The organism is Novosphingobium sp. PASSN1, from assembly GCF_002278815.1.
Map to the genome: position 1 here is coordinate 301,974 of NZ_NKIS01000005.1, position 13,159 is coordinate 315,132.

General features: G+C 65.2%; 11 protein-coding genes. 10 read left to right on the forward strand and 1 reads right to left on the reverse strand.

Annotated features, from left to right (window positions below):
- The first annotated feature begins 96 nt into the window (after window positions 1-96).
- Window positions 97-1,395: a calcium-binding protein gene (locus tag CFE35_RS10970; protein ID WP_292930636.1), complete on the forward strand. Its 1,299-nt coding sequence runs from the start codon at window positions 97-99 to the stop codon at window positions 1,393-1,395.
- A gap of 110 nt (window positions 1,396-1,505) precedes the next feature.
- Here the strand turns inward: CFE35_RS10970 and CFE35_RS10975 are convergent, their stop codons facing one another.
- Window positions 1,506-2,159, reverse strand: coding sequence for a TetR/AcrR family transcriptional regulator (locus CFE35_RS10975; protein ID WP_292930637.1), 654 nt, complete (start codon window positions 2,157-2,159; stop codon window positions 1,506-1,508).
- Between the two features lie 170 nt (window positions 2,160-2,329).
- Here CFE35_RS10975 and CFE35_RS10980 point away from each other — a divergent pair, with 170 nt between their 5' ends.
- From CFE35_RS10980 to CFE35_RS11020, 9 genes are all read left to right on the forward strand, one after another.
- Window positions 2,330-3,526 (forward strand): amine dehydrogenase large subunit, encoded by a 1,197-nt coding sequence (locus CFE35_RS10980; protein WP_292930638.1) that lies wholly within the window; start codon window positions 2,330-2,332, stop codon window positions 3,524-3,526.
- The gene (locus tag CFE35_RS10985) at window positions 3,526-4,014 is read left to right on the forward strand and encodes a MauE/DoxX family redox-associated membrane protein (protein ID WP_292930639.1); all 489 of its coding nucleotides are present in this window, start codon (window positions 3,526-3,528) and stop codon (window positions 4,012-4,014) included. Before CFE35_RS10980 ends, CFE35_RS10985 begins: the two co-directional genes overlap by 1 nt.
- Window positions 4,011-4,613 carry a methylamine dehydrogenase gene (locus CFE35_RS10990; RefSeq protein ID WP_292930640.1) on the forward strand — a complete coding sequence of 201 codons (603 nt, stop codon included), beginning with the start codon at window positions 4,011-4,013 and terminating at the stop codon, window positions 4,611-4,613. The genes CFE35_RS10985 and CFE35_RS10990 overlap by 4 nt, the downstream gene beginning before the upstream one ends.
- Before the next feature lie 3 nt (window positions 4,614-4,616).
- On the forward strand, window positions 4,617-5,192 hold the full coding sequence (locus CFE35_RS10995) for a methylamine dehydrogenase light chain (protein WP_292930641.1): 576 nt from the start codon (window positions 4,617-4,619) through the stop codon (window positions 5,190-5,192).
- A complete protein-coding gene (locus tag CFE35_RS11000) occupies window positions 5,189-5,662 on the forward strand; it encodes a cytochrome c (protein ID WP_292930642.1) in 474 nt (157 codons plus the stop codon). The genes CFE35_RS10995 and CFE35_RS11000 overlap by 4 nt, the downstream gene beginning before the upstream one ends.
- The gene (locus CFE35_RS11005; protein WP_292930643.1) at window positions 5,659-6,159 is read left to right on the forward strand and encodes a cytochrome C; all 501 of its coding nucleotides are present in this window, start codon (window positions 5,659-5,661) and stop codon (window positions 6,157-6,159) included. Before CFE35_RS11000 ends, CFE35_RS11005 begins: the two co-directional genes overlap by 4 nt.
- A gap of 43 nt (window positions 6,160-6,202) precedes the next feature.
- Window positions 6,203-8,425 (forward strand): TonB-dependent receptor, encoded by a 2,223-nt coding sequence (locus tag CFE35_RS11010; protein WP_292930644.1) that lies wholly within the window; start codon window positions 6,203-6,205, stop codon window positions 8,423-8,425.
- Window positions 8,426-8,515: 90 nt separating this feature from the next.
- Window positions 8,516-10,150: an AMP-binding protein gene (locus tag CFE35_RS11015; RefSeq protein WP_292930645.1), complete on the forward strand. Its 1,635-nt coding sequence runs from the start codon at window positions 8,516-8,518 to the stop codon at window positions 10,148-10,150.
- Between the two features lie 488 nt (window positions 10,151-10,638).
- Window positions 10,639-13,159, forward strand: a 2,521-nt coding sequence (locus CFE35_RS11020) for an AMP-binding protein (RefSeq protein ID WP_292930646.1), incomplete at its 3' end; no start/stop codon positions are given.

The window sequence follows — 13,159 nt, forward strand, 5'->3', positions numbered from 1 at the left end:
GTCGGGAATAAGCAGGACGAGGCCGCCGTTGTACTCCCCGGAAGCTTGTTTCAGCAGGCCACCATCAGTCAACGCATGTTGCAGAGGGATACCAAAATGAGCGATCTTTACAAATTTGTCGTCGAAGGCGACACGATCAACTGGTTCGAGCAGGAAGACGATGGTTCGTTCAAGCCCGAAGACCTCAAGCTCAACCAGACGCTGAGCTTCGATGCGAACACCGGCAATGTCACGTTGACCTCGACTTTCGCTGATTACATCCGCGTGCAGGTGTTCCAGCAGACCGCAATCACCACCGACGATGCGGCGCTTTACACCAAGCCGACGACGACCTTCACCACGCTCGACGGCACGCCGATCACCGACAATCCCGGCGGCGGCGGCGGCGGCGGCGGCGGCCACGGCGGTAATGATAATGGCCCGGACATCCCCGAATTCAATCACCACGGCGGAGCAGACGATCTCGACAACGATGGCAGCGACAACGACAATGTCAGCGGTGACGACCTGAACGACGACAAGAGCGGCGGCTTTGGCGACGACACAATCCACGGCCGCGGCGGCAACGACAAGCTTTCGGGCGATGACGGCGATGATACGCTGAACGGTGACGATGGCAATGATCGCCTGTCGGGCGGTTCGGGCTTCGATGACCTGCACGGCGGGCGCGGTAACGATCACATGACCGGCGGCAGCGACGACGACATCCTGTCCGGCGAAAGCGGCAATGACACGGTTTCCGGTGGCACTGGCGACGACGACATCTCGGGCGGCAACGGCCGGGACAACCTGTCCGGCGGCGCTGGCGACGACAGCGCATCCGGCGGTGCCGGCAATGACAGCATCAAGGGCAACAACGGCAATGACGACATCTCCGGTGACAACGGCATGGACCGGATTTCAGGCGATGACGGCAATGACCACGTTTCCGGCGGCGCGGATGATGATCAGATCAGCGGCAACCGCGGCGATGACACGCTGAACGGCGATGCTGGCGACGACAAGGTGCTCGGCGGTGGGGGTGATGACACGATTTCCGGCGGCGCAGGCGAGGACAAGCTTGCTGGCGGCCTCGGCGCGGATCACTTCGTGTTCGACGACGGCGATCTTTCGGGAACCACGTTCAGCACCGCCGATCGCATCCTTGATTTCAAGCATGCCGATGGCGACGTGATCGACCTTTCGGGGATCGACGCGGATTTGAACACGGCCGGCGATCAGGGCTTCAGCTTCATCGGTTCCGATGCCTTCACCGGCACGGCTGGCGAACTGCGCGTCGAGACCCGCAGCTCTGCCATGCTGCTCTCGGGTGATACGAATGGCGACGGCGTTGCTGATTTCGCTATTCGTATCGACGGCACCACCCCGCTTGAGCTGGCCGACTTCGTGCTCTGATCCCCGCACGACGAGCCAAAAAACTGGCGGCCCCGGTGCATTGCAGCACCGGGGCCGCTTTTCATTGCATGTGGCCCCGGTGCATTGCAGCACCGGGGCCGCTTTTCGTTTCACGCAGCCGGATCGAAACTGCGCACGATATCGATGAAGGAACGGACGGCGATCCGCTCGACCGCAGTCAGCCGGTCGGCAAACGGCTGGCGATAGCCCGCAAAGACCGTGAGGCCTTCAATCGAAGCCGAGATGAACAGCGCCAGTTCGAACTGCGCTTTCTCCGGAAGATCGGGCCGCATTTCAGCAACGATCTCGACCAGCGGCGCGCGGGCGCGGTCATAAAGTTCGTGGACCCGTTCGTACACGAACCCATCGTGGTTCGCGAGAGCCCAGAGTTCGGGAAACAGGCGGGTGGTCTTCTTGGTGCCCACGTCCTCGATCAAGAGGCCGCAAACTCGCGCCAGGCGCTCCTCCGGCGGCACACCGGGCGCATGGATGATCGTGCCAAACTCCACTTCATAGCTGCTGATCACCGCATTGAGCAGCTCGCGGACCAGATCCTCGCGCGTGGGATAGTGGTAGGTCAAGTTGCCCAGCCGCATACCGCAGGCAGCCGCGATGCGCCGCATCGACATGGCGCGGTAGCCTTCCTCGAGCAGGATATCGAGCGCGGTGCGCAAGATCAGCTCGCGGGTTTCATACCCCTTGGCATAGCCGCCTTCGCGCCCGGGCATGAGCAGATCGGTGATCAGCTTTGGGATCTCATCCATGGCGCTCTCCTGTGTTTTCGTGCGCGGTGCCCTGCGTACCTGATCCGATTTCAGGCTAACCCAAGATCAAATTATGTCCAACGTCCAAATTAGGACGGTTGACAATTTTGGTCACTTTCGGCCAGATAAACGAGGAAAGCGGGGCGAGCCCGTCTTGAAGGGGGATTACCATGCGTGCGATCGCATCCATTTTCGCGTCAGCCCTGTGCGGGGCAGCGGTCCCCACCGCATTGTTGATGGCGACGCCGGCCGTTGCGGCAGACAGCCGCTTCCCCACGCCCTTGGCCGAGGAAAGCCTGCCGAGCGTGGCCAAGCTGCCCGCGCAGTGGCCAGCCAGCTGGGTTACGATCCACGATTTCCATTTTGGCGCAATCCTCGATGGCCGCGTGGCCGTAGTCGACACCGCCGATCCAGTGCAGCCCTTGAAGGGCCTCGTGCGCGCCGCACAGTTTGCCAACTTCCTGATCGCGAAGGACAAGGGCGAACTCTACACCGCCGAGACGTTCTATACGCGCCTCACCCGCGGTGAGCGGACCGACGCCATCACCGTGTGGGACATGGCCACGCTCCAGCCCAAGGGCGAGATCGTACTTCCCGGCGGCAAGCGCCAGCAGTCGGTGACGTATCCGCACCTGTTTCAGCTGACCAACGGCGGAAAGTGGGCGCTGGTCGCCAACTTCACCCCCGCGCAGTCGGTCTCGGTGGTTGATCTGGCCGCGCGCAAGGTGCTGGGCGAAATCGATCTGCCCGGCTGCTCGCAGATCTACCCGACCGGTGAGCGCGGCTTCACCAGTCTGTGCGCCGATGGCTCGCTGTTCAGCGTGGCGCTCGATGCAAACGGCGCGGCGGCCTCGTCGAAATCGGTGCTCAAGGTGCAGGATATCGACAACCAGGCCCTGTTCGGCACGCCTGCGATGGTCGGCACGACGGCCTGGTTCGTCAGCTTCCACGGGATGATCCAGGGTTTCGATCTTTCCGGCACGGTTGCCAAGCCCATCCCCGGATCGTTCAGCGTCGGCACGGCTGATGGCGGCACGCCCGAATGGCGGCCCGGCGGCTGGCAGGTGATCAACGCCGATGCCGCAGGCAAGCTCTATGTGCTGATGAGCCCCTACGGCAAGGAAGGCAGCCACAAGGATGGCGGCAGCGAAGTGTGGGTCGTCGATCCGGCCAAGAAGGCGCGCACGCTGCGCATTCCGCTCAAGGGCCAGTCGGTCGCCATTGCCGTGACCAAGGAAACCACGCCGCACCTCGTGGCCGCGCAGGCTGGCGGTGCGATCGATATCTATGATGCGACCAGCGGCGCGTTCGTGCGCACGCTCGGCACCACCGTCGCGGCCAATCCGATCGTGATCCAGGTGCCCTGATGGCCGCACTGGTCCTGTTTTGCGCGGCACTGCTGGCAGCCTCTGCGCTGCACAAGGTGCTGGCGCGCGAGCGGCTGGCTGAAGCTGCCGCGCGGTTGGTCGGCGTCGGCGCGATGCCGGGGCAATTGCTGCTGGTGCTGTCGGGATCGCTCGAACTGCTCGCCGCCGCTTGCCTGCTGGCCCCGCCCCTGCGCGTGGTTGGCGCGCTGATCGCGGCTGCGGTGTGGACCGCCTATGCCCTCGCGCTTGCCCGGCGGCGCGGCCAGACGCTCGATTGCGGCTGCGATCTTGCGGCCCGCGCCAAGCCCGTCGGTTCGGGCCAGATCCTGCGCGCGGCCGGGCTTGTCCTGCTGGCCGGGATCGTTGCCCTGCTGCCGCAAGCCCCCTTCACGCTCGATGCGCCGTTTGCGGCCGCCGGGCTGCTTGCCCTCTACCTCGGGGGAAGCGAGCTTCTCGCCATCCCCGCACCCCACTGGAGACATGCATGATGCTGACCAGCCAGATTCTCCTGTGGGCGGCGGTGATCGTCCAGGCCCTGCTGATCGCCGCGCTCGCCCGGCAAGTCGGCGTGCTCCATGAACGCATCGCTCCGGCCGGCGCGCTCACCCTGCACCAGAAGGTCGCACTGGGCGAAAAGGCCACGCCGATGACCCTGGCCGACATGAACGGCATGCCCGTCGCCATCGGCGGCACGCGCCAGAACCGCAGCCAGCTCCTGTTTTTCGCCTCGCCAGATTGCCCGATGTGCAAATCGCTGCTGCCGATCGTGCGCAGCGCCGCGCGGGCCGAGGCAGGCTGGCTCGATATCGTGGTGGCTGGCGATGGCGGCAAGCCGGGCTATCTGGCGATGGTGCGCGATCACGGGCTCGATGCCCTGCCGGTCGTCCTGTCCGAAGCACTGGGCCGCGCGTTCGGCGTCTCGAAGCTCCCTTATGCGGTGCTGCTCGATGAGGAAGGCCGCGTGGCTTCGCTCGGCCTCGTCAACAGCCGCGAACATCTCGAAAGCCTGTTCGAAGCCAAGGAGCGGGGCGTCGCCTCGATCCAGGAATTTCTTTCCCGCCGCCAAGCGACCCATCAGGAGGCCTGACCCATGGCGCGTTTTGACAAACTGACTGAAAACCTCGCGCGCGGGATTGCCCGGGGCACCTCGCGCCGTTCGCTGCTCGCCTACCTTGGCGCGGGGATGACCGGCGCTGCCTCCATCCCGCTCCTGCCGGTGGCGCGCGCCGCAACCCCGGCGCCCGAAGCGCCGCACGGCGCGCATGGTGCCGGTGCCGCAAGGCCTGCCGTTATCTCCGGCCTCGAACAGGATCCGGGCGATCAGGCCTCCTGCGATTACTGGCGCTACTGCGCGATCGACGGGTTCCTGTGCTCGTGCTGCGGCGGCTCGGTCAACACCTGCCCGCCAGGCACTGAAATGTCGCCCATCACCTGGATCGGCACTTGCACCAACCCGGCTGATGGCCGCGCCTATGTGATCAGCTACAACGATTGCTGCGGCGTCTCCAGCTGCGGGCAGTGCCTGTGCAACCGCAACGAGGGCGACCGCCCGCAAGTCCGGCCGCAATCGAACAACGATTACAATTGGTGCCTCGGCTCCGAAAGCTCGGTCTACAACTGCTCGGTGGCCGCGGTCATCGGCGTGGCACTGCCGGAGGCAAAGTGAGCCGCGGGCTGACGCTGACTGGCATGGCCGCTGCGGCGGTGCTGCTCGGCGGCCTCACGCTGCCGGTCCATGCAGCGCCAGATGGCGGCGCGATCTATGCCAGGTGCGCCGCCTGCCACACCCGCACCGGCGCGGGCGTGCCCGGCGTGTTCCCGCCGCTGGGCGAGGATTTCCGCACGATGGCATCCAGCGATGCCGGACGGCGCTATCTGGCGCTGGTCGTCACGCGCGGGGTAAGTGGGCCGATCAAGGTAGGCGGCAAGCCTTATGCCGGGGTCATGCCCGCGCAGGCCACGCTCGATGATGCCTCGGTCGCCGCCGTGCTCAACCACGTTGGCGGTGAGATCGCCAAGTCCGGCCCCGCGTTCAAGCCCTTTGCCGAAGCCGAAGTGGCCACGCACCGCGCCAGCGGGGCCGCGCTTTCAGCGCAGGACGTGGGCAAGCTCCACGCAGCCGCAGGCGGCCAATGAACGCCCCGCGCCTCGCCCTTGCAGCTGCGTTTGCCTGTGGCATTTCGCTCGCGGCAGCAGCGCAGGCAGATGAGGCAGCGCAGGCAGATGAGGCAGCGCAGGCAGGCGAAGCAGCGATCCCCGGCGTATACGACGCCTATCAGGCGCGCACTGATTACCAGCTGAAATGCCAGGGCTGCCACCGCCCCGATGCCAGCGGCGATGACCAGTCCAACCCGCCGATGCGCGGCGTTGTCGCGCGCTTCCTCAGCGTGCCGGGCGGGCGCGAGTTCCTCGGCCGCGTGCCGGGTGTCGCCACGGTCGACTTGCCGGACCATCGGCTGGCCAATCTCGTCAACTGGACCATCCACCGGTTCGACCCGGCGCATGTTCCCGCCAACTTCCAGCCTTATACTAAAGAAGAGATCGGCCGCCTGCGCCAGAATCCGCTCCGCCTTGAACGCGCCGCCACAAGAGCGCGTCTGGTGGCCGGTTTTGCCAAGACGCATGGGGATTGATACGAATACGCAAGCGAATTTGATAAGAAGCGAGGGAATAACCATGAGGACCGTCTTTCTTTCCAGCGCCGCGCTGGCTGCCCTTGTGGCTGTCCAACCGGCTTTTGCGCAGCAGGCCCCGCAGGCCGCCGCCCCCCAGTCCGCCGGGTCCGACACCGCAAACGTGGACAGCGGCGAGATCGTGGTGACCGCGGCCAAGCGTTCCGAAAACCTTCAGTCGGTGCCGATTTCGGTGTCCGCGATCACCGGCGATGCGCTGTCCAAATCGCGCATCACCAGCGTCGACAGCCTCGTCAACAAGGTCGCCAATCTCCAGCTGACCTCGACCGTGGGTGACAACACCCCGATCTTCGCACTGCGCGGCGTCTCGATGTCGGACTTCAGCCTCAACCAGTCGAGCCCGGTCGCGACGTATTACGACGAAGTCTACAAGGGCAACTTCGCGTTCCTCGGCGTCGCACTCTATGACGTCGAGCGCGTCGAAGTGCTGCGCGGTCCGCAGGGCACGCTCTATGGCAAGAACACCACCGGCGGCGCGGTCAACCTCATCAGCCGCGATGCCAAGCTGGGCGAGACGAGCGGCTATTTCAACGCGGGCTACGGCAACTACAACCGCGTCGACGTGAACGGCGCGGTCAACGTGCCGCTGGGCGAAAAGGCGGCGCTGCGCGTGGCCGGCACGTTCGCCAAGGCCGATGGCTGGTTCAAGAACGTCAACCCCGGCTTCCCCGATCTCGCCAGCACCGATGAATGGGCGCTGCGCGGCACGCTCAGGCTGGAGCCGACCGAGAAGCTCAAGATCATTCTGCGCGCCGCGCACAGCTTCCAGAATCCGCAGAACTACGGCATCTATGCCCAGCCCGAAGCGGTCAACCGTCCGGGCCTGAGCCAGTTCCAGATCGCCTCCAACGTGCCCACCAAGCGCCGCGCGGTGACCAATTCGGTGGCGCTGACGATCAACTACGAACTGAGCGACGCCCTCACGCTGACCAGCATCACCAGCTATGACAAGGGCACGCTCTACTTCAAGGAAGACACCGACGGCACGACCGCCCGCACGCTGGAAGTGCCTTATGGCGACAAGGCCAGCCAGTTCGCACAGGACTTGCGCCTGACCAGCGACACCGGCGGCCCGTTCGATTTCATCGTGGGTGCCTACTACAACCGCGAAAAGGTCTTCAACGAGACCACGCTCGAAGTCGTCAATGATGCCGACAACAACGGGGACGGCGTGGTGACGGCGGCTGACTGCGCCGCGGGGCTGCCCGTGGCCTGCAAGGTGCGCAACCGGTTCGACCAGCTCAAGAAGAGCTTCGCGCTCTACACCGATCTCAAGTACAAGCTGACCGATGCGCTGACCCTGCGCGGCGGCCTGCGCTACACCCACGATGATGGCACGCAGACCGATTTCAAGGCCGACGCCCTCGGTGTCGACGACAGCTTCGTCGCCAATCTCATCCCGCTGTCGAACCTAGCCTTCAAGCAGGACAACGTTTCGGGCAAGATCGGGATCGACGTCAAGCTGCCCAGCGGCGACCTGCTCTATGCCAACGTGAGCCGGGGTTACCGCGCGCCGAGCTTCAACGCGCAGGCGTTCTTCGATCCGTCCGAACTGGGCGTGGCCAAGGCCGAACAGGTCACCGCCTTCGAAGCCGGTGCCAAGACCCAGTTCTGGGATCGCCGCGTCACGCTGAACATGGCTGCGTTCTACTACAACTACAAGAACCAGCAGTTCATCAACGTGAACCCGGCCACCGCCGCGCAGCAGCTGCTCAACATTCCCAAGTCGCGGCTCTATGGCGCCGAGGCGGAGCTGACCTACCGGCCGAGCGATGCCTTCACCCTGCACGCCGGGCTGGGCCTGCTTTCGACCCGGATCAAGAACGGCATCGTCAGCGGCGTCAATGTGGCAGGCAACCGCCTGTCCAACGCGCCGTCCGTCACCTTCAACGCCAGCTTTGATTGGACCGTGGTTGAAGGCGGCTTCGGCGCGTTCTCGGTCCATCCCGAAGTGGCCTACCAGTCGAGCCAGTTCTTCGAGAACATCAACGTGCCGCGCCTGCGCCAGCAGTCCTACGCCCTGTTTGGTGGACACGTGGACTGGAACAGCGCCGATGGCCGCTACAGCCTCTCGGCCTGGGCGCGCAACCTTGGCAACAAGTTCTACTTCACCTCGCGCATCGATCTGCTCTCGGGCTTCGGCTTCGATTACAACCACATCGGCAACCCGCGGATGTACGGCGTGACGGCTGGCGTGAAGTTCTGATCACGAACGAGTGGCGGGAGGAGCCGGTACAGGCTCCCCCGCCCGGGAGAGGATAATGGCTCACTACAAGCTGCTCATCACCATCAAGCGATGAGCACACTGTCCTATTCCAAGGGGCCGACCGAGGTTCCCTTGCTCGACACCACCATCGGCACCGCGCTGCGCCTCGCCGCGTCACGCTGGGCCGATGGCCTCGCGCTCGTCTCGCGCCATCAAGGCCTGCGCTGGACCTGGACTGAGTTGGACGCGGCGGTGGACCGCATCGCGACCGGGCTGCGCGAACTTGGCGTCAAGCGCGACGACCGCGTCGGCATCTGGGCACCCAACTGCGCGGAATGGACGCTGATCCAGTTCGCCACCGCGCGGATCGGCTCGATCCTCGTCACGATCAACCCGGCCTACCGGGTCAACGAGGTCGAGTATGCGCTGAACAAGGTCGGCTGCAGCGTGCTGGTGACGGCAACGCAGTTCAAGACCAGCGACTACCTTGCCATGCTGCGCGAGATCGGCCCTGAACGCTTGCCGCACTTGCGCAGCATCGTGACGATCGGCGCGGGCGCGCACGAGGGCTTTCTGCCCTGGGCCGCGCTCGATCAGGACGCAGACCGGGCCGCGCTGGATCAGGCCGAAGTGACGCTTGCCCCCGATGACGCGATCAACATCCAGTTCACCAGCGGCACCACCGGTTTCCCCAAGGGCGCGACGCTGACGCACCGCAACATCCTGAATAACGGCTACTACACCGCGCAGACCATCGCGCTGACCCCGGCGGACCGGATCTGCATTCCCGTTCCGCTGTATCACTGCTTCGGCATGGTGCTGGGCAATCTGGCGGCGCTCACCAGCGGCGCGGCCATGGTCTATCCCGGCGAGGCGTTTGATCCCGCCGCCGTGCTGCAGGCGGTCGAGGCGGAAGGCTGCACCGCGCTTTATGGCGTGCCAACGATGTTCATAGCCGTGCTCGGCCAGCCCGCGCTGGAGACGACCAACGTCTCCACCTTGCGCACCGGGATCATGGCCGGTTCGCCCTGCCCCGTCACCGTGATGCGCGAAGTGATCGGCCGCCTCGGCATGCGCGAGGTTACCATCGGCTATGGCATGACCGAAACCAGCCCGCTCACCACTCAGACCGCAACCGACGATCCGCTGGAAGAGCGCGTCGGCTCCGTCGGCCGGGTGCATCCCCATGCCGAAGCCAAGATCGTCGGGCCGGACGGGCAGACCCTGCCGATCGGCGAACAAGGCGAGTATTGCTCGCGCGGCTATGCCGTGATGCTTGGCTACTGGGACGATCCGGCCAAGACTGCCGAGGCCATCGATGCCGAGGGCTGGATGCATTCGGGCGATCTCGCGACGATGGATGCCAAGGGCTATGTGCGCATCACCGGCCGCATCAAGGACATGATCATTCGCGGCGGCGAAAACATCTACCCGCGCGAAATCGAGGAGTACCTGCTCACCCACCCGCATATCGCGGACGCGCAGGTCTTCGGCGTCAGCGACGAGAAGTACGGCGAGGAAGTCTGCGCCTGGGTGATCGCGCGCGCCGGTGCTGCGCTGGAACCGGACGATGTGCTTGCGCACTGCCGGGGCCGGATCGCCCACTACAAGGTGCCGCGCCATATTCGGGTCGTCGAGAGCTTTGCCATGACCGTCACCGGCAAGGCCCAGAAGTTCGAGATGCGGCGCATGATGGAAGCGCAGCTGGCACAAGGCGCGCAGTAACAGCCGGGTTACGCGACGCCCGATCGGCACCGGAAATCGGCCAAAAGTGCGTCTATGCTGCAACAGAGGGTACAATTCGTGCGCCCAGCCATTCCTGCCCCAAGGGGCATGGTCCAGGCTGCGCGCGCGAACCCCACCCATCTGATCTGGTGTGATTGACCCCGCGATCCCGCGGCTGCGCCGGGCCTTTTCCTCGGCCACCCCTCAGCAAAATTTCGTCACTTATCCTGTGGATAATCGGTGGAAACACCTTGCCGGGCCACAATTTCACCATGCCATTCCGGTTCGTTTTCAGCCTATTCCGCGAACCATAGACGCAAACCGCGCCATTTCGGTCATGGCGCGATAAACAAACGATATTTCGTATGCGCTCCCATTTTTCGCAGTTTCTTGCGGCATCCCGCCCTGCAGGGTGATGATATTGCCAAGCGCCCGATGATCAGGCTCCCTCTTTCCAGCAACACAAAAAAGGGAGAGGCGATTCGGTCATGACCGAGGGCCACATCATAGAGAAGGCCCCGCAGGCCGAAATCAATCCGGTGCGCACCCGCGCCGATTGGGAAGCCATGCGCGCAGCCGCGCTCGCCGATCCCGGCGCGTTCCACGGCGATATCGCCGTGCGCCGCATCCACTGGTTCGTTGCGAACTGCGGACCGGCAGGCGCTTGGCTAAGCCGCGATGATGCAGGCGCATGGACTGGCTGGGACGCCGCCACCGGCGCGCCCGTGGCCCCCGCCCTGCCCGCCAGCTTCGCGCCGTGGACCCGCGCGTTCGACGACAGCAACCCGCCGCACTGGCGCTGGTTCACCGGCGGCCGCACCAATGCCGCGTTCAACGAGATCGACCGCCACGTCCTTGCGGGGCATGGCGCCGAAGCCGCGCTGGTGTTCGAGGGCGACCGCTGGGACATGGCCGCCGATGGCGGGCGCGGCGCACCGGTCGATACCTTCACTGTCAGCCGCAAGCGCCTGCTGCTCGAAGTGGCCAAATGCGCCGTCGCGCTGGAAGCGCTGGGGCTGAAGGCGGGCGACCGCATCGCGCTCAACATGCCGAGCATCGTGCCGCAGATCTTCTGGACCGAAGCGGCCAAGCGGCTCGGCATTGTCTATACCGCCGTGTTCGGGGGCTTCAGCGACAAGACCCTTTCGGACCGCATCGCAGACGCCGGCGCGCGCGTTATCGTTACGTCCGACGGCAGCTATCGCAACGCGCAGGTCGCCGCCTTCAAGACGGCTTACACCGATCCGGCGCTCGATAACTACGTGCCCGTCAGCACCGCGCTGGGCGTACTGGCCGCGACCGATCTCGGCCTCGCCCCGGCCGACGCCGCCGTGATCAACGAAACCGTCGCCGAAACGCTGGCCGGTGAAGTCACCGTCGAACGCTCCGACGTCATGCGCGGCGTGGGCCGCGCGCTGATCAAACTGGGCGAGGCAGGCCGCATCACCGCGAGCGATGCCGCGCGCGTGCGCCTTGCCATTGCCTCCAGCCTCGTCACGCTGCCGCCGCGCGTCGATACCGTGATCGTGGTGCGCCACACCGCGCAGCCCGATATCGTGTGGCGCGCCGAGCGCGACCGCTGGAGCCACGAGCTGACCGACGCCGCGCTGGAGACGATCCTCAAGGCCGCGAATGTCGCCAGCGAAGACGCGCTGATGGCGCTGCCCGATGCCGATTTCGTGCGCGCGATCTGGGCCTCGTCGAAGCCGCTGGCGGTCGATGCGGACTATCCGCTGTTCTTCATCTATACCTCGGGTTCCACCGGCAAGCCCAAGGGCATTGTCCACGTTCACGGCGGCTACACCGCCGGCATCGCGCATTCGATGCAGGTGGCGTTCGATGCGCGGCCCGGCGATACGATCTTCGTCGTCGCCGATCCGGGCTGGATCACCGGGCAGAGCTACCAGATCTCCGCCGCATTGCTCAGCCGCGTGACCACTGTCGTCTCCGAAGGCTCGCCCGTGTTCCCCCACGCGGGCCGCTTCGCCTCGATGATCGAGCGGCACAAGATCACGATCTTCAAGGCAGGCGTCACCTTCCTCAAATCGATCATGTCCGATCCCTCGAACCTCGCGGACGTGCAGCGCTACGACATGGGGTCCTTGCGCGTCGCGACGTTCTGCGCAGAACCGACCAGCCCCAGCGTTCAAGCCTTCGGCATGGAGCACGTGACCCCGCAGTATATCAACAGCTACTGGGCGACCGAGCACGGCGGCATTGCGTGGACGCATTTCTACGGCAACGCCGATTTCCCCCTGAAGGCCGATGCCCATGCCTTCCCGCTGCCGTGGATCGTCGGCGAAGTGTGGGTCGAGGACGAAAACGCCAGCGGCGAGGCGGCGCCTTTCGCACGCTCCGGCAGCGAGGGTGTCTCATGGCGCCGCGCCGCAGCGGGCGAAAAGGGCGAGATCGTCATCGCCGCGCCCTATCCTTATCTTGCCCGCACGATCTGGGGCGATGTGGAGAACTTCCGCGTCGAAAACGGCAGCGTCGTCGGCAACTGGAAGGGCGACGCGGGCCGCTGGGAATCCGGCTATTGGAGCCGCTGGCAAGGCGCATGGGCCTATACGCAAGGCGATTTCGCCATCGCGCATGAGGATGGCTCGTTCTCTTTCCACGGCCGCTCGGATGATGTCATCAACGTCTCGGGCCACCGCATGGGGACCGAGGAAATCGAAGGCGCGGTGCTGCGTGACAAGGCGCTCGATCCCAATTCGCCCGTCGGCAATGTCCTCGTCGTCGGCGCGCCGCACCGCGAGAAGGGCCTCACCCCGCTCGCCTTCGTGGTGCCGGTTGCGGGCCGCAAGCTGACCGAGGAAGACCGCCAGCGCCTGTTCAACCTTGTTCGCACCGAAAAGGGCGCGGTCGCGGTTCCGGCCGATTTCATCGAAGTCAGCCAGTTCCCTGAAACCCGCTCGGGCAAGTACATGCGCCGCATGGTCCGTGCGCTGGTAGAGGGCGGCGAGCTGGGTGACGTCACCACCTTGCGCAACCCGGAAAGCCTGACCG

What these genes read in the sequence shown, in the direction of transcription:
- CFE35_RS11005 (WP_292930643.1), top strand. Translation starts at nt 5,659, where the DNA reads ATGAACGCCCCGCGCCTCGCCCTTGCAGCTGCGTTTGCCTGTGGCATT.
- CFE35_RS10995 (WP_292930641.1), top strand. Translation starts at nt 4,617, where the DNA reads ATGGCGCGTTTTGACAAACTGACTGAAAACCTCGCGCGCGGGATTGCC.
- CFE35_RS10985 (WP_292930639.1), top strand. Translation starts at nt 3,526, where the DNA reads ATGGCCGCACTGGTCCTGTTTTGCGCGGCACTGCTGGCAGCCTCTGCG.
- CFE35_RS10970 (WP_292930636.1), top strand. Translation starts at nt 97, where the DNA reads ATGAGCGATCTTTACAAATTTGTCGTCGAAGGCGACACGATCAACTGG.
- CFE35_RS10980 (WP_292930638.1), top strand. Translation starts at nt 2,330, where the DNA reads ATGCGTGCGATCGCATCCATTTTCGCGTCAGCCCTGTGCGGGGCAGCG.
- CFE35_RS10990 (WP_292930640.1), top strand. Translation starts at nt 4,011, where the DNA reads ATGATGCTGACCAGCCAGATTCTCCTGTGGGCGGCGGTGATCGTCCAG.
- CFE35_RS10975 (WP_292930637.1), bottom strand. Translation starts at nt 2,159, where the DNA reads ATGGATGAGATCCCAAAGCTGATCACCGATCTGCTCATGCCCGGGCGC.
- CFE35_RS11015 (WP_292930645.1), top strand. Translation starts at nt 8,516, where the DNA reads ATGAGCACACTGTCCTATTCCAAGGGGCCGACCGAGGTTCCCTTGCTC.
- CFE35_RS11010 (WP_292930644.1), top strand. Translation starts at nt 6,203, where the DNA reads ATGAGGACCGTCTTTCTTTCCAGCGCCGCGCTGGCTGCCCTTGTGGCT.